Below are 23,219 nucleotides of genomic sequence, written 5' to 3'. Positions count from 1 at the left end.
ACCGAACTTCATCCCGGCGACGGCTCCACCGATATCCACCTTCGCTTTGCGAATCCCGAATCCCGAATCCCGACTCACGAATCTCGGCCTTATGCGCGGAACCCTCTTCATCGTCGCGGCCCCTTCCGGCGCCGGAAAATCCAGCATCGTCAACGCCGTGCTGGCGCGCGATCCGAACATCTGCCTGTCGATCTCGTTCACCTCGCGCAAGCCGCGGCCGGGCGAGCGGCACGCCGAGCACTATCACTTCGTGAGCAGGGAAGAGTTCGAGGGCATGGTCGCCGCGGGCGACTTCTTCGAGCACGCGCTCGTGCACGGCGACTGGAAGGGCTCGGCCCGGCAGTCGGTGGAGCCGCAGCTGGCATCGGGCAAGGACGTGTTGCTGGAGATCGACTGGCAGGGCGCGCGCCAGGTGCGCGAGAAGGTGCCCGACGCGGTCAGCGTGTTCATCCTGCCGCCGTCGCGGCAGGCGCTGGAGCAGCGCATGCGCAACCGCGGCCAGGACAGCGAGGAGGTCATCGCCCAGCGCCTGGCCGCCGCGCGCGAGGAGATGTCCCACTACGGCGAGTTCGACTTCGTGATCGTCAACGAGGACTTCGAGACGGCCGTGACCGAGATGTGCTCGATCTTCATCGCCAGCCGCGTCCGCAAGGACCAGCAGGTGGCCCGCCATTCGCGGCTGATCACGGCCCTGCTGGCGGACGATCCGGGGCCCTGATCGACTCCCGCCGCCTGCCAGGCCACCGAAAGCGACGCCCGATGCCCGTAACCTACTGATTCATAAAGCGCGGCTTGCCTGTGGACAACTGCCCGGGTAGACTTCGCGGTCCCATTTAGTCGCACGACGGCCCGCCGGCCGCCAGGAGCCCCATGGCCCGCATTACCGTTGAAGATTGCCTGGAAGTGGTCAACAACCGCTTCGAACTCGTCATGATGGCCGCCAAGCGCGCGCGCCAGCTGGCCAATGGCGTGGATCCGCAGCTGGACAACAGCGAAGCCAACGACAAGCCGACCGTGCTGGCGCTGCGTGAGATCGCCGCGCGCCGCATCGACACCGACTACATCGACGCCGTCGAGAAGGCCGAGCGCGAGCGCAAGGAGCGCGAGGCGCTGGAGTGGGCTGCCGCCGAAGTGGTCGCCGACGACGACCTGTCCAAGGGCGACGACTGATCCAACCCGTCGCGGCCGGTTCTGCTGGCCTGCTGCACGAACGGCCCCGCCTGCGCGGGGCCGTTTTCGTTTGGGCGGTGCCTTGATCCGACGACGTGAAGACGGCGACCGGCGTTCCACTTTTCGCAGGCTGCGACACGGCGCGAGCCGTGGCACGGGGGATCTTCGCGCGCAGGTCCGTTCCTGACCGTGGGATAGCCATAAACCACGCCTATTCAGCGCATCGATCCGCTCGCATTGCGCACATGGACCACCGCGCTTAGATTCCTTACATGACCCCCGCACAACCCGCACCGACCGCTCCGCTCCCGGTGCCGCCGCTCCATGACGACGCACAGGTCCCTGACTACGTGCGCGAGCTGGAACAGGCGGCCGACTACCTGCCCGACGACCAGCGCGCACAACTGCGCCGGGCGTGGGCGGTGGGCGCGGCCGCGCACGTCGGGCAGACGCGCAAGTCGGGCGAGCCGTACATCACCCACCCGGTTGCCGTCGCGAAGGTGCTGGCCGACCAGGGCCTGGACGTCGAGACGCTGATCGCGGCGATCCTGCACGACACCATCGAAGACACGCCGCTCACCTACGACGGCCTGGTAAGCGAGTTCGGCGAAACCGTGGCCGAACTGGTCGATGGCGTCACCAAGCTGGACAAGATCCAGTTCCGCGATCGCCAGGAAGCCGCGGCGGAAAGCTTCCGCAAGATGCTGCTGGCGATGTCGCGCGACCTGCGCGTGATCCTGATCAAGCTCGCCGACCGCTTGCACAACATGCGCACGCTCGGCGCGCAGAGCATGGAAGCGCGCCACCGGATCGCGCGCGAGACGCTGGAGATCTACGCCCCCATCGCGCAGCGACTGGGCATGAACCTGATCAAGGCCGAGCTGCAGGACCTCGGCTTCCGCGCGCTGCATCCGTGGCGCCATGCGGTGATCGAAAAGCGCCTTCGCACGCAGCCGGTCGTGCGGCGCGAATCGCTCGTGCAGATCGAGGCGCAGCTCGCGCAGCGGCTGGCGAAGGAAAAACTCGCGCACCGGCTCGTCAGTCGCGTGAAATCGCCGTGGAGCATCTACACCAAGATGCGCGCGGAGCACAAAACCTTCGCGCAGGTGATGGACGTGTTCGGTTTCCGCATCGTCGTGCGCACGGTGCCGGACTGTTACCACGCCCTGGGCGTCGTGCACGCCGCGTACAAACCGCTGGATTCGCGCTTCCGCGACTTCATCGCCATTCCGAAGGCCAACGGTTACCAGTCGCTGCACACGGTGCTGTTCGGCCCGTACGGCTCGCCGATCGAAGTGCAGATCCGCACCGAGGAAATGGACCTCATCGCCGAACGCGGCATCGCGGCGCACTGGTCGTACAAGCACGGCGGCGACGGCCCGAACAGCGCGCAGACGCGTGCGCACAGCTGGATCGCCAACCTCGTCGAATCGCAGCGCGCCACCGGCTCGTCGCTGGAATTCCTCGAGAACGTGAAGGTCGACCTCTTCCCCGACGAGGTGTACCTGTTCACGCCGAAGGGCGACATCATGTCGCTGCCGCGCAATTCCACCGCGCTGGATTTCGCCTACGCCGTGCACACCGATGTCGGCAACCGCGCGGTCGCCGCGCGCGTGGACGGGCGACTGGTGCCGCTGCGCACCAAGCTCGCCAGCGGCCAGCGCGTGGAGATCATCACCGCGAAATCGTCGACGCCGAAGCCGCAGTGGCTGGAGTTCGTCGTCTCCGGCAAGGCGCGCACGTCGATCCGCCAGCAGCTCAAACAGCTCGAACACGAGGACGCGGTGCAGCTGGGCCATCGCATGCTCGATCGCGCGCTGGAAGCGCTCGGCATCTCGCTCGACCGAGTGCCCGCCGTGCGCATGGATGCGTATCTCAACGAATTCCGCTACCCGCGGCTTGAGGCGCTGCTGGCCGACATCGCGCTGGGCAACCGCATGCCGCAGCAGGTCGCGATGGCGCTCGCGCGCGAAGCGCCAGGCAAGCCATTGCGCACGCCGGGCGGCAACATGCTGCCGATGTCGCAGGACAAGATCCTGATCACCGGCGCCGAACGCGGCGTGATCAGTTTCGCCAACTGCTGCCTGCCGATTCCCGGCGACGAGATCATGGGCTACCACACGGCCGGCAAGGGCATCGTGGTGCACCGCCTGGACTGCCCCAACGTCGCCGACTACCGCAAGTCGCCCGACCGCTGGGTGCCGATCGGCTGGGACCGCCAGGTCGCCGGCGATTTCTCCGCCGCGCTGCGCATCGAAGTGGACAACCGCCCGGGTTCGCTCGCGCAGGTGGCCGCCGCCATCGCCGAAGCCGAGTCGAACATCGACCGCGTCGAATACCTCGAACGCGATGCGAACATCGCGGTGATGCGCTTCGCCATCGAAGTCAGCGATCGTCGCCACCTGGCCGACGTGATGCGACGCGTGCGACGGCTCGCGGTGGTGCTGGGCGTGCAGCGGATGTGACTGTGGCTGCGCGGGACAGGCGCGCGTCGTCGCATCTGCGCTAACCTCGTGCTTTCGCAATCAGGAACCCGCCCATGTCCCGCCAGATCATCCAGACCGACAAGGCGCCGGCCGCGATCGGCCCCTATTCGCAGGCCGTGCGCGCCGGCGACACCGTGTACCTCTCCGGCCAGATTCCGCTCGATCCGAGCACCGGCCTGCTGGTGGAAGGCGACATCACCGCGCAGGCGCGTCGTTCGTTCGAGAACCTCAAGGCCGTGTGCGAAGCCGCCGGTGGCTCGCTTGGCGACATCGTGCGCCTGGGTCTGTATCTCACCGATCTCGACAACTTCGCCGCGGTGAACGCGGTGATGAGCGAGTTCTTCCAGGCGCCGTATCCGGCACGCTCCACCGTCGAAGTGTCCGGCCTGCCGCGCGGCGCGCGCTTCGAAGTCGATGCGGTGATGGTGCTGGACTGATCGACCGTGTTTCGCAGCCCGGTATGCCAAGCGCATCCGGGCTGCAGTTGCATCAGTGGCGGAACGTCCGCCACGCCCACAGGCCGAGCACCGCAAGCGCGATCGCCCAGATCGCCACGATCACCACGGCCATGCCGCGACTCACCGGTCGTTCCGAAGCCACCGCCGCTTTCGCCTGCGAATCGGCGATGACCTCGGCGGGCACCATCCGCAACACCAGCCACACGCCGAGCGGCACGAGGATGACGTCGTCCAGGTAGCCCAGCACCGGGATGAAGTCGGGGATCAGGTCGATCGGACTCAGCGCATACGCCGCGACGGCGAGCGCGAGCACGCGCGGAAACCACGGCGTGCGCGGATCGCGCGCCGCGAACCAGACGACGAGCGTCTGCCGCTTCAAGGCGCGAGCCCAATTCCGCAGGCGCGACATGCGTCCGATCAGCCGCCGCCAGCTGCGGTGTATTCGACGTCGCCCGCGTCCTGCTTCTCGCCCGCGCGCATCTCGCGAGGCGCGACGCCGGTCCAGCGCTTGAACGCGCGTCGGAACTCGCGCGCGTCCTTGAATCCCACCGCCGCGCCGACGTGCGCGATGCTCAGTCGCGCGTCGGCCAGCAATGCGCGCGCCGATTCGCTGCGCACGTGGTCGTGCAGTTCGCTGAAGCTGGTGTGCGCCGCGTGCAGCTGGCGGCGCAGCGTGCGTTCGGTCAGATGCAGTTCCGCGGCGATCTGCACCTCGCGCGGGTTGTCGGCGATGCGCTGGCGCAGCAGGCGCTCGACCACCGCCACGATCTCGCTGCGCGGCTGCCCGGCGGGCATCTGCTCCTCGCACAGCGCGATGATCTGCTGCGCGCTGGCGCTGTTGTTCGCCGGCATCGCCGCCTGCAGCCAGCGCGGATCGATCACCACGCGGTTGCGCGGCGCGTCGAAGCGCACCTCGCAGGCGAACACATGCACGTAATCGGCCGCATACGACGGCGCGGAATACGTCAGTTCGAGCACGCGTGGGCGGAACTCCGCGCCGAGCAGGCCACGGCACAGCATCAGCGAACTGGCGAACAGTTCCTCGCACAGGAACGGCTCCAGTTCCGGCTCCGGCGACTGCATGCGTGCGACCACGCCCATGGCGCCGTCGTCGTATTCGTCCAGTTCCAGTTCCATCATCGCGCCGGTGATCGGCGCGTAGCGGATGCCCAGCTGCATGGCCTGCGCGAACTGCGGCGCGGTCAGCATCGCAAGACCCAGCAGGCCGAAATGCCCGATGCCCTGCCGCTGCCCGAGCACCAGCCCGGGCCCGTGCACCGGCAGGCTGAGCACCGCGCGGCGGATGATCTGGCACGCCTGCCGGTAGGAGAGATAGACCGGCGCCTCGCCGTCGAACGCGGCCGGGCCGAGCCGCAATCCCGAGAACCAGTGTTCGCAGGCGACGCCGTGCTCGCGCGCCATCGCGACCAGCCCGGCGACGATGCCGCTCTTGATCGTGGCGTTGTTCAATCGGGGATCGTCGCGGTGCTGGCTCGGCATACGCTGGCGTAGCTTGTCCGGTTTTCCCCCCTGAGTATGCCGGCTTTGCCCTCCACCGGGATCGCCGGAAGGTCACAGACTCCCGAAGGGGCCGGGGAGGGGCCACGCCGCAGGGTCGGCGTGGCCTGTTTTCGGCGGGGACATTCGCGACGGGCAGTCCGTCGCAGGACAGGTCGCGGCCGGCGCCGCGCACTCAGGAGTGGAAGTCGGATGAAGCGCATCGTGCTCGGCGTGGCGGTCACTACGGGACTGGCGGCACTGGCCGCCTGCCAGCAGCAACAGCCGGCCGCGCCCGCGGCCAGCCCGGACTTCCAGAAGGTGCTGATCGAGCGCCTGCTCGACGCCAAGCCCGGCGACGTCATCGACATTCCCGCCGGCCGCCACGCGTTCGACCGCAGCCTGACGCTGCGCGTGAACGGCGTGACGATCCGCGGCCAGGGCATGGACAAGACCATCCTGAGCTTCAAGGACCAGAAGGCCGGCGCCGAAGGGCTGCTGGTCAACGCCGGCGATTTCACGCTGGAGAACCTCGCCATCGAGGACAGCAAGGGCGACGGCCTGAAGATCAACGAAGGCGACAACATCACCATCCGCGGCGTGCGCGTGGAATGGACGGGCGGGCCGAAGACGACCAACGGCGCGTACGGCATCTATCCGGTGCAGACCACCAACGTGCTCATCGAGGATTCGGTCGCGATCGGCGCGTCGGACGCGGGCATCTACGTCGGCCAGTCGAAGAACGTCGTCGTGCGCCGCAACCGCGCCGAGCGCAACGTCGCCGGCATCGAGATCGAGAACACCATCGGCGCCGACGTCTACGAGAACATCGCGACGCAGAACACCGGTGGCATCCTCGTCTTCAACATGCCGAACCTGCCGCAGCCGGGACACACGACGCGCGTCTACAACAACAAGGTCTTCGAGAACAACACCGACAACTTCGCCGCGAAGGGCGCGGCGGTTGCGAGCGTGCCGGCCGGCTCGGGCGTGGTCATCAATTCCAACGACAAGGTCGAGATCTTCGACAACGACATCGCCGACAACCAGACGGCGAACGTCATCGTGTCGAGCTATTTCTCCACCGGCTACATGACCGACAAGGGCGTGGCGAAGAGCTTCGATCCGTACCCGGAAGAGATCGCGATCCACGGCAACCGCTTCAAGGGCGGCGGCGACAAGCCCGACGGTTTCGACCTGAAGGCGTTGAAGGTGGCGATGTTCGGCCTCAACGGCCGTCTGCCCGACGTGCTGTGGGACGGTTACGTCAACGCGCAGCGCCCCGGCGGCGCGGAGGTCTGCATCGATAACGGACAGGCGCAGACGCTCAACGCCGACGGTCCGAACAAGTACAAGAACCCGAGCGTGGTCACCGACAAGGTGCGCTGCACGCTGCCGCCGCTGCCGGTGGTGACGCTTCCTGCCAAGGCCGCGGCGACGACCGCGAAGGCAGCACCGTCGGCATGAAGCAGTTCGTGATCCACGCGGCCCTGCTGGCGGCCGCGATGTTCCTCGGCGGTTGCCAGCGTAGCGAAGCGCCGGTGCTGTTCCACCCGCAGGGGCAGCCACAGACGCTGGGCGAATGGCATGTGCTGTCGTCCGACGGAAAGCAGTTGAAGCTCAACCACGGCGTCGAACCGTATGCGCTGAACAGCGCGCTCTTCAGCGATTACGCGCACAAGCTGCGCACGATCTGGATGCCGGAAGGCAAGAAGGCGAAGTACAGCGCGAACGACGCGTTCGACTTCCCGGTCGGCACCATCATCAGCAAGACGTTCTACTACCCGCGCGGACAGGACGGCGCGGTGCTGCGCGTGGCCGAACAGAAGGGCGAATCCGCGAACGGGCTCGATTTGTCGAAAGTGCGCCTGATCGAAACGCGACTGCTCGTGCGTCGCGAGACGGGCTGGGTCGCGCTGCCGTACGTGTGGAACGAAGAACAGACCGAAGCGACGCTCGCGCGCGCCGGCGACGTCGTGCCGCTGACGATGCACAAGCCCGACGGCAGCGCGAAGACCTCGTTCGCCTACATGGTGCCCGACGAGAACCAGTGCGCCGGCTGTCATTCGACCAACAACACCACGCGCGAACTGCATCCGATCGGACCGAAGGCGCGGCACCTCAATCGCGACGATCCCTGGCACGAAGGCCAGAACCAGCTCGCGCGCATGGTGTCGCTGGGACGGCTCGAAGGCCTGCCGGCGACGGGCGTTCCGCACAACGCGCGTTTCGACGATGCGAGCGCGTCGATCGAAAGCCGCGCGCGTGCGTATCTCGACGTGAACTGCGGCCATTGCCATAGCCAGGTCGGCCCGGCCGACACCTCGGGCCTGTGGCTCGACGCCGGTACCGACGAGGCGCGCCGTCTGGGCCTGTGCAAGCCGCCGGTCGCCGCGGGGCAGGGCACGGGCGACCACCTGTTCGACATCGTGCCCGGCAAACCGGACGAGTCGATCCTGATCTACCGCATGAGCAGCCTGGATCCTGGCGCGATGATGCCGGAGGTCGGGCGCGCCACCGTGCACGAGGAAGGCGTGGCCGTGGTGCGCGACTGGATCGCCGCCTGGCTGGGCAATTGCACCGGCGATGGCGCGCACGTCGCGATGAGGTAAGGTGCCTTCGTCGTGCGGAACAGGGGCGCGCGACGCGGCACTGCAGCAATGAAGTGAGCCGCTACAAAACTAGAAAGCCATTGGGAGGGGAGTTCCGATGTCGCCACGCAAGAGCAGGCTCGCGGTCGGTCTTGGCCGCGCGCTCTTTGGATGTTTCGCCGTCGCGGCCTCGCCGCTGGCATTCGCGCAAGCCGCGTCCACCACGGCCGACGCCACGCAGCTGGACACGATCACCGTCACCGCGCAGAGCCGCGAGCAGGAACTGCTCGACGTGCCGATTGCGTTGCAGGTCGTCACCGAACAGCTGATCGATGACGTCGCCGCCGAAGACCTCGGCGACATCGACAGCTTCGTGCCCGGATTGCGCGTCAACAGCCTCCAGCCGACGCAGCCGAGCTTCCAGCTGCGCGGCATAGAGACCGACGACTTCGGCATCGGCACCGATCCGGCCGTCGGCGTGTACGTCGATGGCGTGTACGCCGGACGCGGCGGCGGCGTGCTGCTGCCGTTCACCGACGTGCAGCGCATCGAAGTGCTGAAGGGCCCGCAGGGCACGCTGTTCGGACGCAACACCGCGGCCGGTGCGATCTCGATCATCACGCACCGTCCCGACACCGACGGCAACCACGCGCGCGGCAAGCTGCGCCTGGGCAACGACAACAAGACCTACTTCGAAGGCATGGCGAACATCGCCGTGAGCGATACGTCGGCCTTCCGCTTCAACGGCATCTTCAACCACAGCGATGGCTGGATACGCGACGCGGACACCGGCGAGGACCTCGCGCCGGAAGACAACTGGGCCACACGCGCCGCGTTCCAGACGCGCTTCGGCGACAACACGCGTGCATGGATTTCGTGGGACCACGAAAGCCTCGACCAGCGCGGCCAGGCAACGACCAGCGTCGTGCCGATCCCGGCGCTGCCCGCGTTGCCGACGGCGCCGGCGGATCCGGATTCGTTCCTGGATCCGGAACGCCAGCCGTACAGGACCGACGCACCGGACGCGGAAACGCGCACGTTCGACGGCGTGACCCTGATCGTCGACCACAACTTCGGCGGCTTCAGCCTGACCTCTACGAGCGCGTGGCACGACTACGATTCGCTCAACCGCGTCGAGGAAGACGGCACGAACCTGAGCTACCTCTACGTCGATTCGACGAACACCGAGAGCAACACGAACTTCTACCAGGAGTTCAAGTTCAACGGTTCGACCGACCGCATCGACTGGGTCGCGGGCCTGAGCTACTTCCAGGAAGACGCCGACCAGACCAGCGAAGTCAACGCGCTGACCGATTCGGTGGACACCATCGCCAACAATCTCGGCCTCGCGCCGGGCGGCCTGTACGGTCCGCTGACGATGGCCGCGAACATGTTCGGGATTCCGGTGGATCTGACCGGCCTGCCGTGGAACGAGAAGTTCGTGAACTCGCTCGACACGAAGGCATACGCTGCGTTCGGCGACGTGATCTGGCATGTCAACGACAAGACCAACCTCACCGTCGGCCTGCGCTACACGCGCGACGAGAAGGACTTCACCTGGTTCAACGACCTGCGCAGCGCGCCGGAACTCGACGCGCAGCTGGCGCTGCTCGACCGCATCGGTTTCCTCGATGCGGCCGGCATTCCGCTGGAAATGCTCGTGTTCGACATCGCCTTCATCGATCCGCCGGCGGTGGCGAACAAGGGCGTGCTCAATCGCGCCAAGAAGTCGTGGGACGACTGGAGCCCGCGCTTCGTCGTCGATTACCACTTCAACGACAACCTGATGGGCTTCGCCTCGCTCGCGAAGGGCTACAAGGCCGGCGGCTTCAACGCACTGCAGATCGGCAGCGAGTTCGAGAACGAGGACGTCTGGAACTTCGAGACGGGCATCAAGCACGCGCTGCCGGACTATCGCCTCGCCTACAACGTGTCGGCGTTCTACTACGTCTACGACAACCGCCAGGCCGTCACGCTGGACATGACGACCGACATCCCGCGTTTCCTGGTGAACACGTCCGACCAGGAGGCGTACGGCGTCGACTTCGACCTGCGCTGGCAGGCCACCGACGGACTCGGCTTCGACTTCAACGCCGAGTACCTGGATTCCACCTTCAAGACGTACGTGAACCCGCAGGGCCTGGACCTCGGCGGCCAGCCGACCGGCGCGCCGGAATGGTCCTTCGCCGCCGGCGCGAACTACGTGTGGCGTCTGGCTGATGCCGGCGACGTGCGTGCCTCGGCGCGTTACTCCTACGTCGGCAAGTGCCGCACGAATGATGAATCCGTGTCGGTACTGGGTTGCGGCCGCTTCGGCCAGGCCGAGGCGGGCGAGGCGCAGGAAATCCTCGACGCACGCATCGGCTGGACGTCGGCCACCGGGCACTGGGGCGTTGCGGTCTACGGCAACAACCTGCTCGACAACCAGTACGTGAACTCGTTCGGCACCTACGGCATGACCGTGCTGGGCACCGTCGGCGCGCGCATGACCCAGCCGCGCACCTACGGCGTGGAGCTGACGGCGAACTTCTGATCGCACCAGGCAACACCCTCTCCCGCACGCGGGAGAGGGGTCGGGGTGAGGGGCTTCCGACACCGCGCCGCCCACTTTCCCTCTTTCTACCGACGCGCCTTTCGCGGCATCCTTTCCCGATGCCGATTCGCAAGGGCGGGGCGTCCGTCGATCTTCAACAGCAGCCGATCAGCGCCTTGAAGGGCGTCGGGCCGCGCGTGGCCGAGAAGCTCGCCGCACGCGGGCTCGCCACGCTGCAGGACCTCTGGCTGCAACTGCCGCGCCAGTACGAGGACCGCACCGCGCTGACGCCGATCCGCCTGTTGCAGCCGGGCGTGGCGGTGCAGGTGGAAGGACGCGTGGAAGCGGTCGAACGCGGATTCCGTTATCGCCCGATGCTGCGCGTGGCCCTCGGCGACGATTCCCACGGCACGCTGGTGCTGCGCTTCTTCCATTTCCGTGCCGCGCAGGTGGCGCAGTTCCAGGTCGGCGCGCGGGTGCGCTGCTACGGCACGCCGCGACCGGGCCAGCACGGGCTGGAGATCGTCCATCCGAGTTACCGGATGATCGACGAGGCCGGCGACGACGCGCTGGGCACCAGCCTGGATCCGGTGTATCCGGCGATCGAAGGCCTCGGGCCGGTGTCGCTGCGGCGCCTGATCGGCCAGGCGCTCGATCGCCTGCCCGACGAGGACGCGCTGGAACTCCTTCCGCGCGAGCTGCGCGACGGTTCGAACCTGCCGTCGCTGCGCGAAGCGCTGCTGACGGTTCATAGGCCGCCGCAGGATGCCGACGTCGCCGCGCTGCTCGCGGGGCGTCACCCGGCGCAGCGCCGGCTCGCGATCGAGGAACTGCTCGCGCACCACCTGAGCCTGCGCCGCCAGCGCATCGCGCAGCAGGCACACGCCGCGCCGGTGCTGGACCGGATCACGCTGGCCGACACGTTGCGCAAGCGGCTGCCGTTCGCGCTCACCGGCGCGCAGCAGCGCGTGTTCGAACAGATCCGCCAGGACCTCGCGCAGCCGCACCCGATGCTGCGCCTGGTGCAGGGCGATGTCGGCAGCGGCAAGACGGTCGTCGCCGCACTCGCCGCGATGTGCGCGGTGGAAGCCGGCCGGCAGGCCGCGTTGATGGCGCCGACGGAACTGCTCGCCGAGCAGCACCTCAACAACCTGCGCGGCTGGCTCGAACCGCTCGGCATTCGCGTCGCGTGGCTCGCCGGCAAGGTCACCGGCAAGGCGCGCGCGAAGGTCCTGGAAGAGGTCGCTTCGGGCGAGGCGCAGGTGGTCGTCGGCACGCATGCGCTGATGCAGGAAGGCGTCGCCTTCAACGACCTGGCGCTGGCGATCGTCGACGAACAGCACCGCTTCGGCGTGCACCAGCGCCTGGCGCTGCGCGACAAGGGCGGCGGCGGCAGCGGCAATGGCGATGCGATCGTCCCGCACCAGCTCGTCATGACCGCGACACCTATCCCGCGCACGCTCGCGATGGCCGCGTACGCCGACCTCGACGTTTCGGCCATCGACGAACTCCCGCCCGGGCGCACGCCGGTGCAGACGGTCGCACTCAGCGCCGAGCGCCGGCCGGAACTCGTCGAGCGTATCCGCAAGGCCTGCGCCGAAGGGCGGCAGGCGTACTGGGTGTGCACGCTGATCGACGACAGCGACGAGGTGGTGGCGCAGGCCGCGCAGTCGACCTACGAGGATCTGTGCAAGCGTCTGCCGGAAGTGCGCGTGGGCCTGGTCCACGGCCGCATGAAGGCCACCGAGAAGCAAGCCACGATGCGCGCGTTCAAGGACGGCGAGATCGGCCTGCTCGTGGCGACGACGGTCATCGAAGTCGGCGTCGACGTGCCCAACGCGTCGCTGATGATCATCGAGAACGCCGAGCGCCTGGGTCTCGCGCAGCTTCACCAGCTGCGCGGGCGCGTGGGGCGGGGCAGCGCGGCGTCCAGCTGCGTGCTGCTCTACCAGGCGCCGCTGTCGCAGATGGCGCGCCAGCGCCTTGAAACGATGCGCGAGACTAACGACGGCTTCGTCATCGCCGAGAAGGACCTGGAACTGCGCGGGCCCGGCGAACTGCTCGGCACCCGCCAGACCGGCCTGGCGCAGTTCCGCGTGGCCGATCTCGCCCGCGACGCCGACCTGCTCCCGCAGGTACACGAGATGGGCGAGAAGCTGCTGCGCGAATCGCCGGAACTGGCCGAGCGGATCGTCGCGCGCTGGGTCGGTGGCGCCGTCCGCTTCGCCTCCGCGTGAGTCGCCCTCCGCCCGCCGAAACCCGTGCGTGAAGGCCGAACCTGCAGCCCGCGGCCCGAAACGGGCATCATGAACGCCCGTCGTAGCCTTCGAACCCGCCGATCGTGATCCCCGCTCCAACCGAACATCCCGTCGGACGGCACGGCTCGCAGCCGTTCATCGCCGCCGACGTCGGCGGCACCCATGCGCGGCTGGGGCTGGTCCACGTGCGACCCGGCGGCAAGGTCGACGTGCTTGCCTACCACCGCTACGTCTGCGCCGAATTCCCCTCGCTCGCCGCGATCGTCGACGACTTCGCGAAAACGCAGGGCGCCGAGCGCACGCACGTCGTGGTCGCCATCGCCGGCAGGCTTGAAGGCGACACGCTGATCAACGCCAACCTGCAGTGGCCGGTCTCGCTGGAGCGCACACGCCGCGAGGCCGGCATCGCCTACTTCGCGCTGCTGAACGATTTCGAGGCCGTGGCCTGCGCGATGCCCTACATCGACGTGGCCGCGATGACCCGCGTCTGCGGCCCGGTCCAGGCCGGCGACGGCCCCGCGCTCGTGCTCGGTCCGGGCACCGGCTTCGGTGCGTCGCTGTGCCTGCCGCGCACGCTCCAGCAGGGCGTGCCGCTGCGCGTGCTGGCGAGCGAAGCCGGGCACGCGTCGCTCGCCGTCGGTACGCCGCGCGAGATCGCGCTGCTCACGCGCCTGCTCCAGCGCTGGCCGCACGTGGACAACGAACGCGTCCTGTCCGGCCCGGGCCTGGTGAACGCCTACACCGCGCTGTGCGAACTCGACGGCGTGACGCCGAAGCTCGACACGCCCGAGGCCATCGCGACGGCCGCACAGGCCGGCGCCGACGCGCAGGCGCGCGAGTCGCTGCAGCTGTTCTGCAGCCTGCTGGGCAGTCTCGCGGGCGATCTCGCGGTGACGTTCGGCGCGGACGCGGTCTACCTCGCCGGCGGCATTCCCGCGCAGATCCGCCCGTTCCTGCTCGAAAGCGACTTCGCCGAGCGCTTCCGCAACAAGGGCGTGCTGGGCGAAGTGCTCGCGCGCGTGCCGGTGTGGCTCGTCGACCATGGTCAGCTGGGCCTCGTTGGCGCGGCCGCCTGGTATTACGAGCGACATTCCGGCTTCTGATCCGATCGGCCGGCTCGGCCCGATCCAACTTTCCGGGAAACCCTGATGGCCGATCGCCGACAGTTCCTGAAGGCCACGATGCTCGCGGCCGGCGCCGCCGTTCTCTCGCGCGCCGAAAGCGCACCCGCGACGAGCGGTGCGCGCGTGGTGTCCACGTGGGACTTCGGTGTCGGCGCGAACGCGGCTGCATGGCCGGTGCTTGCGCGCGGCGGCAGCGCGCTCGATGCGGTGGAAACCGGCGCGCGCTGGGCCGAGGCCGACCTGTGCAATCCGACCGTCGGCCGCTGCGGCAACCCCGACCGCGACGGCGTGCTGACGCTCGACGCCAGCATCATGGACGGCGACGGTCGTTGCGGCGCGGTCGCAGCGCTGGAGGACATCGCGCATCCGGTCTCCGTCGCGCGTGCGGTGATGGAGAAGACGCCGCACGTCATGCTCGTCGGCCCGGGCGCGCAGCAGTTCGCCATCGCGCAGGGCTTCGAGAAAACGCCGCTGCTCACCGATCAGGCGCGCGAGGCATGGCGCGAGTGGCTGAAGACGTCGAAGTACGCGCCGCAGATCAACGCCGAGCGCCAGGTGCGCCCCGGCGACAAGACCAACCACGACACGCTCGGCATCCTCGCGCGCGACGCGCAGGGGCGCCTTGCCGGCGCGTGCACGACGAGCGGCATGGCGTGGAAACTGCACGGCCGCGTCGGCGACAGTCCGATCGTTGGCGCCGGTCTGTATGTCGACAACGAAGTCGGTGCCGCGACCGCCTCGGGCGTCGGCGAGGAGATGATCCGCAACGCCGCCAGCTTCCTCGTCGTCGAACTGATGCGGCAGGGGCGTTCGCCGGCGGACGCGTGCCGCGAAGCGATCGACCGCGTCGTGCGCAAGCGTCCGGAAGCCAGCAAGACGTTGCAGGTGTGTTTCCTCGCGATGAACAAGGACGGCGACGTCGGCGCGTTCGCGTTGCATCGCGGCTTCGTCTACGCCGTGCAGGACGCATCGCCCGGCCCGCACGATCGCCTGTTTGACGCGGCGTCGGTGTACCGGACCGAGCAGAAGTGAGTCCGGTAACGCTGGAAATCGCCGCCAATTCGCTGGCCTCGGCACTGGCCGCGCAGGAAGGCGGCGCCGATCGCGTCGAACTTTGCGAAAACCTCGGCGAAGGCGGCTGCACGCCGTCATACGGCACGCTGGCGATGGCGCGCGAACGGCTGCGCATCCCGCTGTACGTGCTGATCCGTCCGCGCGCCGGCGACTTCCGTTTCGACGCGCTCGAACGCGACACGATGCTGCGCGACATCGAGCTGTGCGTGCGCCTTGGCTGCGACGGCGTGGTGATCGGCGCGCTCGATGGGAATGGCGACGTCGATGTCGCACTGTGTCGTGATCTCGTCGACGCTGCGCGCCCGCTCGGCGTGACGTTCCATCGCGCAATCGACGTCGCACGCGATCCGCAGGCTGCACTGGAGGCGGCGATCGCGCTGGGTTGCGAGCGCGTGCTGACGTCGGGCGCACATCCCACCGCGATGGAGGGCGCTGACGTCATCGCCTCGCTCGTGCAACGCGCTGCCGGGCGCATGGGCGTTATGGCCGGCGCCGGTGTCACGCCGGAAAACGTGCGCGATCTCGTGCAGCGCACTGGCGTTCGCGAGGTGCATGCCTCGGCGAAAACGCTGGTCGAATCAACCCTGGCGCTACCGCGCCGGCTTCCTGGACTGGAAGCGCAGCGGTGGCAGACGGGCGCAGCGGCCGTGCGCGCGCTGCGACAAGCGCTGGAATCGTGAAAAGCGCTCGACACGCGTCGCGGTGATAATCGGCCGATGAACAAGATCCCTCTCCTGATCGATACCGACCCCGGCGTGGACGACGCGCTGGCCCTGCTGATGGCGTTCAACGACCCGCGTCATGAGGTCGTCGGCCTCACCATCGCCGCCGGCAACGTCGGCCTGAAGCACACCGTCGCCAACGCGCTGAAGCTCTGCGAAGTCGCGGGCATCGAGGCACCGGTGTTCGCCGGCTGCCCGGGCCCGCTGCTGCATCCCGCACCGGATGCGGGTTACGTGCATGGCCAGGACGGCTTCGGCGACGTGGGCTACGAGCCCGCGCAGCGCGCCGCGGAACGCGAGCACGCCGCGCAGGCCATCCTGCGGCTCTCGCACGAACACGCCGGCAAGCTGCTGCTGGTCGCGCTCGGTCCGCTGACCAACGTCGCGCTCGCCCTCAAGCTCGATCCGACGCTGCCCGACCGCGTCGCCCGCATCGTGGTGATGGGCGGCGCGGTGACCGGCCACGGCAACATCACGCCGGCGGCGGAGTTCAACGTGTACTTCGACCCGGAGGCGGCGCACATCGTCTTCGAAGCGTTCCCGCAGATCGACCTGGCGGACTGGGAAGGCACCATCGCGCACGGCCTGCTGCACGACCACGTGGTCGAGTGGCTCGCCGCCGACTCGCCGCGTGCGCGTTTTTACGAACGCATTTCGAAGAAGACGCGCGAATGGTCCGCCGACCGCCGCGGCGACTACTGGCATTCGGCCGACGCGCTGGCGATGGCGTACGCGCTGGAGCCGGGCGGCGCGACGGAGCTGGTCGATCGCCCGGTCGTGGTCGAGCTGGGCCACGGCCACGCGCGCGGCATGACCGTGGTCGACTGGAACCGCCAGAACGGCCTGCCGGACCGCTTCCGGATCCTCATGCGCTACGACCAGGCCCGGTTCGAGGGGCTGATCCGGGCGGCGCTGGCGGCGGGTTGAAATCCGCCTCCGGAGCGACTTGCGCAAGGGTAGCGGCGGCCGCTATACTGCCGCGCTTTCCCCGAATGAATTGGTGAGTGCCATGAAGGCCGGCATCCATCCCGACTACCGCGACGTCGTTTTCCAGGACGTCACCACCGATTACCAGTTCCTGACGCGTTCGACCCTTGGCAGCAAGGAGACGATCAAGTGGGAAGACGGTAACGAGTACCCGCTGATCAAGGTCGATATCAGCTCGGCTTCGCATCCGTTCTACACGGGCAAGCACAAGATCGTCGACACCAGCGGTCGCGTCGACAAGTTCCGCAAGCGTTACGCGCAGAAGTAATCTGCGTCCGCGCTTTCGAGCGCGACCCACGGGACTTCGCACGACGACTCGCCGGCCTCGCGGTTGCCCGCGGCGTCCCGGATTGCGACGAAGCTTCGCGCAGAAATCAGCCGACGGCTGCCGAGAGGTGGCCGTCGGTTTTTTCGTGTGCGTACGAAATGCGGCGTCGGATTTGCGAGGCCGGCCCCGCCGCAATTCGTCTGAGGGCGTCGGGCCGGGCGACCGTCCAAATTCCCGGGCGCTGCGATTGCCAGCGCATCGTAGGGAAGGTGGCCAGGACGCCGGTGGTCGGGCATCAATGGCCGCTCGTGCCCCGCTTCCACACCGTCAAGGGTCGCGCGCTTTTTCGCCATCTGGCCGCTTCCTGCGCCCATTCCCTCGTAACGGACGGGAACCCGGCGGGATGCGCCCGAGCGTGGCCTGCCACCAAAGTCCGAGTCAGCGCTCGAAGGGCGTTGTGCGATAATTCACGGATCGCGGCGCCGATCTGTGCCGTGACCCCCCGTCCCCCGCTCCGTGCCGTGTTTCCCGGCGGCATGCAGACTTGAGGAGTGTTTCGTGTCCGATTCCAACAAATCCGGCTTCGATCAGGTCTCCCTGACCGCCCGCGACAAGACCGTGACCCTGCCGGTCCATCATCCCGTCCTCGGCCAGCCGTGCATCGACATCGCGAAGCTGCCCAAGGAAACCGGCGCCTTCACCTACGATAACGGCTTCACGGCTACCGCCAGCTGCAAGTCTGCCGTTACCTACATCGACGGCGATGCCGGCGTGCTGCTGTATCGCGGCTACCCGATCGAGCAGCTCGCCGAGAAGTCGAGCTTCCTCGAAGTCGCGTACCTGCTGATGAACGGCGAACTGCCGAGCAAGGGCGAGTTCGATTCGTTCGAACACGAGGTCACGCATCACACGATGATGCATGAGGCCTTCCGCACGTTCCTCTACGGCTTCCGCCACGACGCGCATCCGATGGCGATGCTGGTCGGCATGCTCGGCTCGATGGCGAGCTTCTACCACAACGATCTCGACCTGGAAGATCCGGAACAGCGCCGCCTGGCCGCGATCCGCCTGATCGCGAAGGTGCCGACGATCGCCGCCGCCTGCCACCGTTATTCGATCGGCTGGCCGATGCGCTATCCGAAGAACAACCTCGAATACACCACGCGCTTCCTGCACATGATGAAGGAAGTGCCGAGCGAGCCGCTTGAGCTCAACCCGGTCGCCGCCAAGGCGCTGGACCTGCTCTTCATCCTGCACGCCGACCACGAGCAGAACGCGTCGACCTCGACCGTGCGCCTTGTCGGTTCCACCGGTGCCAACCCGTATGCGTGCGTCGCCGCCGGCGTCGCCGCGCTGTGGGGCCCGGCGCATGGCGGTGCGAACGAAGCCGTGCTGAAGATGCTGGAAGAGATCGGCCGTCCAGAGAACGTCGGTTCCGCCGTCGCCAAGGCGAAGGACAAGGAATCGGGTTTCCGCCTGATGGGCTTCGGACACCGCGTCTACAAGAACTTCGACCCGCGCGCCAAGATCATCCGCGAGATGACGCACAAGGTGCTCGGCGAGCTCGGCATCAACGATCCGCTGCTCGAAGTGGCGATGAAGCTGGAAGAGGCCGCGCTGAAGGACGAGTACTTCGTGCAGCGCAAGCTCTACCCGAACGTCGATTTCTACTCCGGCATCATCTACAAGGCGCTCGGCATCCCGGTGGAAATGTTCACCGTGATGTTCGCCATCGCGCGTACCGCCGGCTGGGTCTCGCACTGGCTGGAGCAGCAGAACGATCCGGAAAACAAGATCGGCCGTCCGCGCCAGATCTACATCGGCTCGCCGCAGCGCGATTACACCGACCTGGCCAAGCGCTGAGTCCATCGCGCCGGTGGCTCGCGTCACTGCCGACCCTTCGAAGCCGCGGCCACGCCGCGGCTTCGTCGTATTCAAGTGGTCGATCTACGCGCTGCTCGCGGGCGACGTCGTCCTGTACTCGTTGTACGGTCGGCTCACGGAGCTGATCGACACCGCGGCGTGGCTGGTCCTGCTGATGCTGTTCGAGTGGGAGACCGGCGGCTGGCCGCTGCGCGCACGCTGGATTACAGTGCTGCATGGCGTGCGCCTGCTGGCTAGCGTCGCCGTGGTGATTGCCGTGGTGGGCTACGCGCTCGAACGCGTGTGGCTGGATTTCTTCAACGAGATGACGTGGCTCGGCGTGGTCGCGCTGCTCGAACTCGAAGTGCGCCTGCCGCCCGGGGCCGTGCGACTGCATCGCATGCGTCGCGCGCTCGCCGCCGTGCTGTATGTCGCACTGGTCGGCTTCCTGCTCACTTGGGCGGTGATGGGTTTCGGCGACGAAAACCCGCAGGCGGCGTGGCTCGACACGTGGGACGCGTTGCTGTGGCTGGTGGCGTTCGTCGTGATCGAACTCAACGTGTGTCGGCGCGCGCGATGCGGGCGCGCGGCCACGCAGGACGGGTCTGGCGAACGTGCCGCGCTGAGCGCCGGGCGTTCCGGTTCCGTCAGGCTCCCGTGTAACCCTCGATCTCTTCCTCGGCCAGCATCTGGCGAAGCTGCGCCGCGCTGGCGCGCTTCATCGGCTTCTCGTCCAGGTTCGACAGCGGCGCTTGGCGCAGGCCGTCGAGCGGCAATACGGTCAGGTCGAACGCAATTTCTTCGGCACTGAACACCCACACCGGTACGTCGGCGATGCGTTCGCGATCCAGTCGCACGCGACGGCTGCGCGATTCGGCCGGAATGCCGTGCTGCTCCAGGAAACGCGGCGGCGCATCGGGGTCGTCGCTGAACAGATGAAGCGCGACCGGGCTGCGCGTATCGGCCGTGCCGTCGAGCACCGATCCGACCAGCCGCGGCTGGAACGCCTGGAAGAACTCCATCGCGCGCAGCGCGGCTTCGCGACGCTGGCGCAACGCGGGCACGTTCTCGCGCTGGAACAGGCGCTGGTATTCGCGCAATGCGTCTTCGATCTCGCGGTTCCGCGGCAGCGAAGCGTCGTCGAAGATGCCGAGTCGTTCGGCGGCCTTGAGCTTGGCCTGGTGGTAGTCGCGAATGCCGCCTTCGGCCATCAGCCGCGCGGCTTCGTGGGCGAGGCGATGCCGGCGTTCGCGTGTGCGGGTGAGCGCGTGCTGGTGGGCGTGCTGTCGAGCGTGGGGCATGAGGACCTCCGCGGCTGGCACGACGTGGCGGAATTCGCCGCGGCCGACAGCGCCGGCAGGGCGAAGCTAGCATGTTTCCTGGCGCACGCACGTTACCTTCGCTGGCGTGTCGGTTTCGTGGACGCGCTCGCCCGAGGATGAACGCAGCCCATCCGTGACGCGACGCCCAAAAAGAAAACGCCGGGACATGCCCGGCGTTCTCATGCGTATCGATGGCGGCGATCAGAAGATGTCGAACGCTTCTTCCGTCGGCGCGGTTTCCTGCGGACCGTAGTCGACGTAGCTCTGCATGCGGTCGAGGTCTTCGGCCTTCACCCATTCGATGATGCCGCCTTCGCCGCCCGGGATCAGCGCGCCGTTGCCCGCGACCGACACCTTGACCATGCCTTCCGGCGGATCGTTCAACGCCAGCGGCTGGTCCTTCAGCGCCACGCGCATGTAGTCGATCCAGATCGGCAGCGCGGCCTTGCCGCCGTACTCGCGATAGCCGAGCGACTTGTAGTTGTCGCGGCCCACCCAGACGGTGGTGACGTACGGGCCGCCCACGCCGGAGAACCACGCGTCGCGGTGGTCGTTGGTCGAGCCGGTCTTGCCGCCGACGTCGTCGCGTTCGAGCACCTTCGCCGGCGTGCCCGTGCCGCGCTTGACCACGTCGCGCAGCATCGAAACGATCTGGTAGGCAATGCGGCCATCGATCGCGCGCGGCGCGAGCACCATGTTGCTGGTGTCGATGACAGGCTTCTTCGGCTCGTCCTTCGGCGCTTCGGGCGTCGCGGCGGGCGCGGCGGAACCGGCGGGGCCGAGGTTGAAACCATCGACGACCGTGGTGTTCTGCACCGCGCGGCCGACGGTGCCGGGCACGCCGCATTCCGGGCAGGCGACCGCGGGCTTTTCCTTGAACACCACCGCGCCTTCGCGATCCTTCACTTCATCGATGAACCACGGCGTGATGCGGAAGCCGCCGTTGGCGAACACCGCGAAGCCGCGCGCCACCGACAGCGGCGTCAGCGACGCGGTGCCCAGCGACATCGACAGGTTCGGCGGCAGTTCGGCTTCGTCGAAACCGAAGTGGCTGATGTACTTGCGCGCGTAGTCCACGCCGATGGCGTCGAGCAGGCGAACCGAGACCAGGTTGCGCGACTGCACCATCGCCTCGCGCAGGCGCATCGGCCCGGCGAAGTTGCCGCTGTCGTTCTGCGGACGCCAGATGTGGCCGCGGCGATCCTTGAAGACCACCGGCGCGTCGAGCACGACGGACGCCGGATTGAAGCCACGCTCGAACGAGGCCGCGTAGACGAACGGCTTGAAACTCGAACCCGGCTGGCGGCGCGCCTGCGTGGCGCGGTTGAACTTCGCGCCGGCGAAGCTGTAACCGCCGGAGAGCGCGCGCAACGCACCGTTGGCCGGTTCCAGCGATACCAGCGCAGCCTGCGCCTGCGGCACCTGGTCGAGACGCCAACGTGCCGGCGGCGGTACCTCGCCCGGCTTCACCTCGGCGGTGGATTCGATGCGGCTCACGCGCACGAGATCGCCACGCTTGACCAGGCTGGCCGGCGCGCGATCGCCGAAGCCCTGGCCATTGCCGAGTTCGATCTGCGTGCCGTCGCCGAGCACCAGCTGCACCTGGCTGCCGCTCACGCCGGTGACGATGGCGGGCATCAGCGCCGCCTGCGGGGCGATGTTGCGAAGGCGCGCACGAACCGCGGCGACGTCCTCGTTCGGTGCGAGGTCGAAATGCTGCTCCACGCCGTGCCAGCCGTGGCGGCGGTCGTAGACGTGCAGGCCATCGCGCACGGCCTTGTCGGCCGATGCCTGCAGCACCGGGTCGATGGTCGTGGTGACGTGGTAACCCTTGGTCAGCGCCTCGTTGCCGAAGCGGGCGACCATCTCCTGGCGGACCATCTCGGCCACGTAGGGCGCGTACACCTCGACGGGGCGCTCGTGCGGCGTGGCATGCATCGGCACGGCCTTCGCCTGCGCGGCTTCGGCTGCGCTCACGAACTTCAGCTCGACCATGCGATCGAGGATGTAGTCGCGGCGCACCTTCGCGCGCTCGGGATTGGTCAGCGGATTGCCGCTGGACGGAAACTTCGGAATGCCCGCGAGCGAGGCCATCTCGTCGAGCGAAAGCTCATTGAGCTTCTTGCCGTAATAGAACTCCGCTGCGGCCGCGACGCCGTAGGCGCGATTGCCGAAGAAGCTCTTGTTCAAGTACAGCTCGAATATCTCGTCCTTGCTCAGCTCGCGCTCCATGCGCATCGCCGTGAGCATCTCTGCGAGCTTGCGCGTGTAGCTGTACTCGTTGCTGAGGAAGAACTGGCGCGCGACCTGCTGGGTGATGGTCGAACCGCCCGGCACGCGCTTCGCATCGGTCGTGGCGATGAGCCACACCGCGCGCGCGACGCCCTTGAAGTCGACGCCGTGGTGCTTGTAGAAGCGCGCGTCCTCGATGGCGAGGAAGGCCTGCTTCTGGCGCTCCGGGACATCCTGGATCGACACCGGGTAGCGGCGCGTCTCGCCGAACAGCGCCATCAGGCGTCCGTCCTTCGCGTAGACGTACATCGGCTCCTGCATCTCGACCGCGCGCAGGGTTTCCACGTCGGGCAGCTTGGGGGCCACGAGGTAGTACAGGGTGCCCAGCGCGATGGCGCCGAGCAGGGCCAGGCCGGCCAGCGCGAACAGCGCCCAGCGCAGCAGGCGACGTATACGGGGCATCAAGCAGATTCCGATTGCGGGTGTAGTGGGCGTGGAGTATAGAGGAGCAGGGAAGGGGGTTTTTTGAGCGCAAGCACACCGGCCAAACGCCCGGGCCGCAAGGCTGGGCGGGCGGGGACCCAGGGGTGGGTCGACCCGGCCGGAGGGCGCCGCGAGGGGTTGGAAAGTGACG

The 23,219-nt window shown here is 67.8% G+C and carries 18 protein-coding genes; 14 read left to right on the top strand and 4 right to left on the bottom strand.

The genetic code is table 11. The annotated features are described in order from the left end of the window. Nucleotides 1–91 precede the first annotated feature (91 nt). From gmk to ABIE51_RS17260, 4 genes are all read left to right on the top strand, one after another. Complete coding sequence (gmk, locus tag ABIE51_RS17275) at nt 92–718, top strand: guanylate kinase (protein WP_192631598.1); 627 nt, start codon at nt 92–94, stop codon at nt 716–718. Nucleotides 719–870: 152 nt separating this feature from the next. After that, on the top strand, nt 871–1,170 hold the full coding sequence (gene rpoZ, locus ABIE51_RS17270) for a DNA-directed RNA polymerase subunit omega (protein WP_115844089.1): 300 nt from the start codon (nt 871–873) through the stop codon (nt 1,168–1,170). A gap of 272 nt (nt 1,171–1,442) precedes the next feature. Next, nucleotides 1,443–3,635, top strand: coding sequence for a RelA/SpoT family protein (locus ABIE51_RS17265; protein ID WP_115844087.1), 2,193 nt, complete (start codon nt 1,443–1,445; stop codon nt 3,633–3,635). Nucleotides 3,636–3,709: 74 nt separating this feature from the next. Further along, nucleotides 3,710–4,093 (top strand): RidA family protein, encoded by a 384-nt coding sequence (locus ABIE51_RS17260; protein ID WP_115844085.1) that lies wholly within the window; start codon nt 3,710–3,712, stop codon nt 4,091–4,093. A 52-nt stretch (nt 4,094–4,145) separates the two neighbouring features. On the opposite strand, the gene ABIE51_RS17255 is transcribed toward ABIE51_RS17260, so the two are convergent. Continuing rightward, nucleotides 4,146–4,493 (bottom strand): YkvA family protein, encoded by a 348-nt coding sequence (locus ABIE51_RS17255; protein WP_354504603.1) that lies wholly within the window; start codon nt 4,491–4,493, stop codon nt 4,146–4,148. A 38-nt stretch (nt 4,494–4,531) separates the two neighbouring features. Then, on the bottom strand, nt 4,532–5,584 hold the full coding sequence (locus ABIE51_RS17250; RefSeq protein ID WP_192631596.1) for an AraC family transcriptional regulator: 1,053 nt from the start codon (nt 5,582–5,584) through the stop codon (nt 4,532–4,534). A gap of 240 nt (nt 5,585–5,824) precedes the next feature. On the opposite strand from ABIE51_RS17250, the gene ABIE51_RS17245 reads away from it, so the two are divergent. The 10 genes from ABIE51_RS17245 (at nt 5,825) to ABIE51_RS17200 (ending at nt 19,031) form a co-directional block, all read left to right on the top strand. Further along, nucleotides 5,825–7,078, top strand: a complete 1,254-nt coding sequence (locus tag ABIE51_RS17245) for a parallel beta-helix domain-containing protein (RefSeq protein WP_192631595.1) — start codon at nt 5,825–5,827, stop codon at nt 7,076–7,078. Beyond that, a complete protein-coding gene (locus ABIE51_RS17240) occupies nt 7,075–8,223 on the top strand; it encodes an SO2930 family diheme c-type cytochrome (protein WP_192631594.1) in 1,149 nt (382 codons plus the stop codon). Before ABIE51_RS17245 ends, ABIE51_RS17240 begins: the two co-directional genes overlap by 4 nt. 97 nt (nt 8,224–8,320) lie before the next feature. Then, on the top strand, nt 8,321–10,735 hold the full coding sequence (locus ABIE51_RS17235) for a TonB-dependent receptor (protein ID WP_192631593.1): 2,415 nt from the start codon (nt 8,321–8,323) through the stop codon (nt 10,733–10,735). A 119-nt stretch (nt 10,736–10,854) separates the two neighbouring features. Next, a complete protein-coding gene (recG, locus tag ABIE51_RS17230; RefSeq protein WP_192631592.1) occupies nt 10,855–12,972 on the top strand; it encodes an ATP-dependent DNA helicase RecG in 2,118 nt (705 codons plus the stop codon). Nucleotides 12,973–13,076: 104 nt separating this feature from the next. After that, the gene (locus ABIE51_RS17225) at nt 13,077–14,096 is read left to right on the top strand and encodes a glucokinase (protein ID WP_354504599.1); all 1,020 of its coding nucleotides are present in this window, start codon (nt 13,077–13,079) and stop codon (nt 14,094–14,096) included. A 45-nt stretch (nt 14,097–14,141) separates the two neighbouring features. Continuing rightward, entirely contained in the window at nt 14,142–15,149 is a 1,008-nt protein-coding gene (locus ABIE51_RS17220; protein WP_192631591.1) for a glycosylasparaginase, read from the top strand. Continuing rightward, entirely contained in the window at nt 15,146–15,871 is a 726-nt protein-coding gene (locus ABIE51_RS17215; RefSeq protein ID WP_192631590.1) for a copper homeostasis protein CutC, read from the top strand. The genes ABIE51_RS17220 and ABIE51_RS17215 overlap by 4 nt, the downstream gene beginning before the upstream one ends. 36 nt (nt 15,872–15,907) lie before the next feature. Continuing rightward, nucleotides 15,908–16,840 carry a nucleoside hydrolase gene (locus tag ABIE51_RS17210; protein WP_192631589.1) on the top strand — a complete coding sequence of 311 codons (933 nt, stop codon included), beginning with the start codon at nt 15,908–15,910 and terminating at the stop codon, nt 16,838–16,840. Between the two features lie 82 nt (nt 16,841–16,922). Beyond that, nucleotides 16,923–17,168 (top strand): type B 50S ribosomal protein L31, encoded by a 246-nt coding sequence (locus ABIE51_RS17205; RefSeq protein ID WP_115844063.1) that lies wholly within the window; start codon nt 16,923–16,925, stop codon nt 17,166–17,168. Between the two features lie 558 nt (nt 17,169–17,726). Continuing rightward, the gene (locus tag ABIE51_RS17200; RefSeq protein WP_192631588.1) at nt 17,727–19,031 is read left to right on the top strand and encodes a citrate synthase; all 1,305 of its coding nucleotides are present in this window, start codon (nt 17,727–17,729) and stop codon (nt 19,029–19,031) included. A 647-nt stretch (nt 19,032–19,678) separates the two neighbouring features. On the opposite strand, the gene ABIE51_RS17195 is transcribed toward ABIE51_RS17200, so the two are convergent. Together ABIE51_RS17195 and ABIE51_RS17190 are read right to left on the bottom strand one after the other, a co-directional pair. Then, nucleotides 19,679–20,332 (bottom strand): hypothetical protein, encoded by a 654-nt coding sequence (locus ABIE51_RS17195; RefSeq protein WP_192631586.1) that lies wholly within the window; start codon nt 20,330–20,332, stop codon nt 19,679–19,681. A gap of 222 nt (nt 20,333–20,554) precedes the next feature. After that, complete coding sequence (locus ABIE51_RS17190; RefSeq protein WP_115844055.1) at nt 20,555–23,047, bottom strand: penicillin-binding protein 1A; 2,493 nt, start codon at nt 23,045–23,047, stop codon at nt 20,555–20,557. Between the last annotated feature and the right edge of the window lie 172 nt (nt 23,048–23,219).

This window comes from Lysobacter sp. OAE881, from assembly GCF_040546665.1.
GTDB classification, from domain to species: Bacteria; Pseudomonadota; Gammaproteobacteria; order Xanthomonadales; family Xanthomonadaceae; genus Lysobacter_J; species Lysobacter_J soli.
This window is presented reverse-complemented; position numbering and strand designations above follow the sequence as displayed.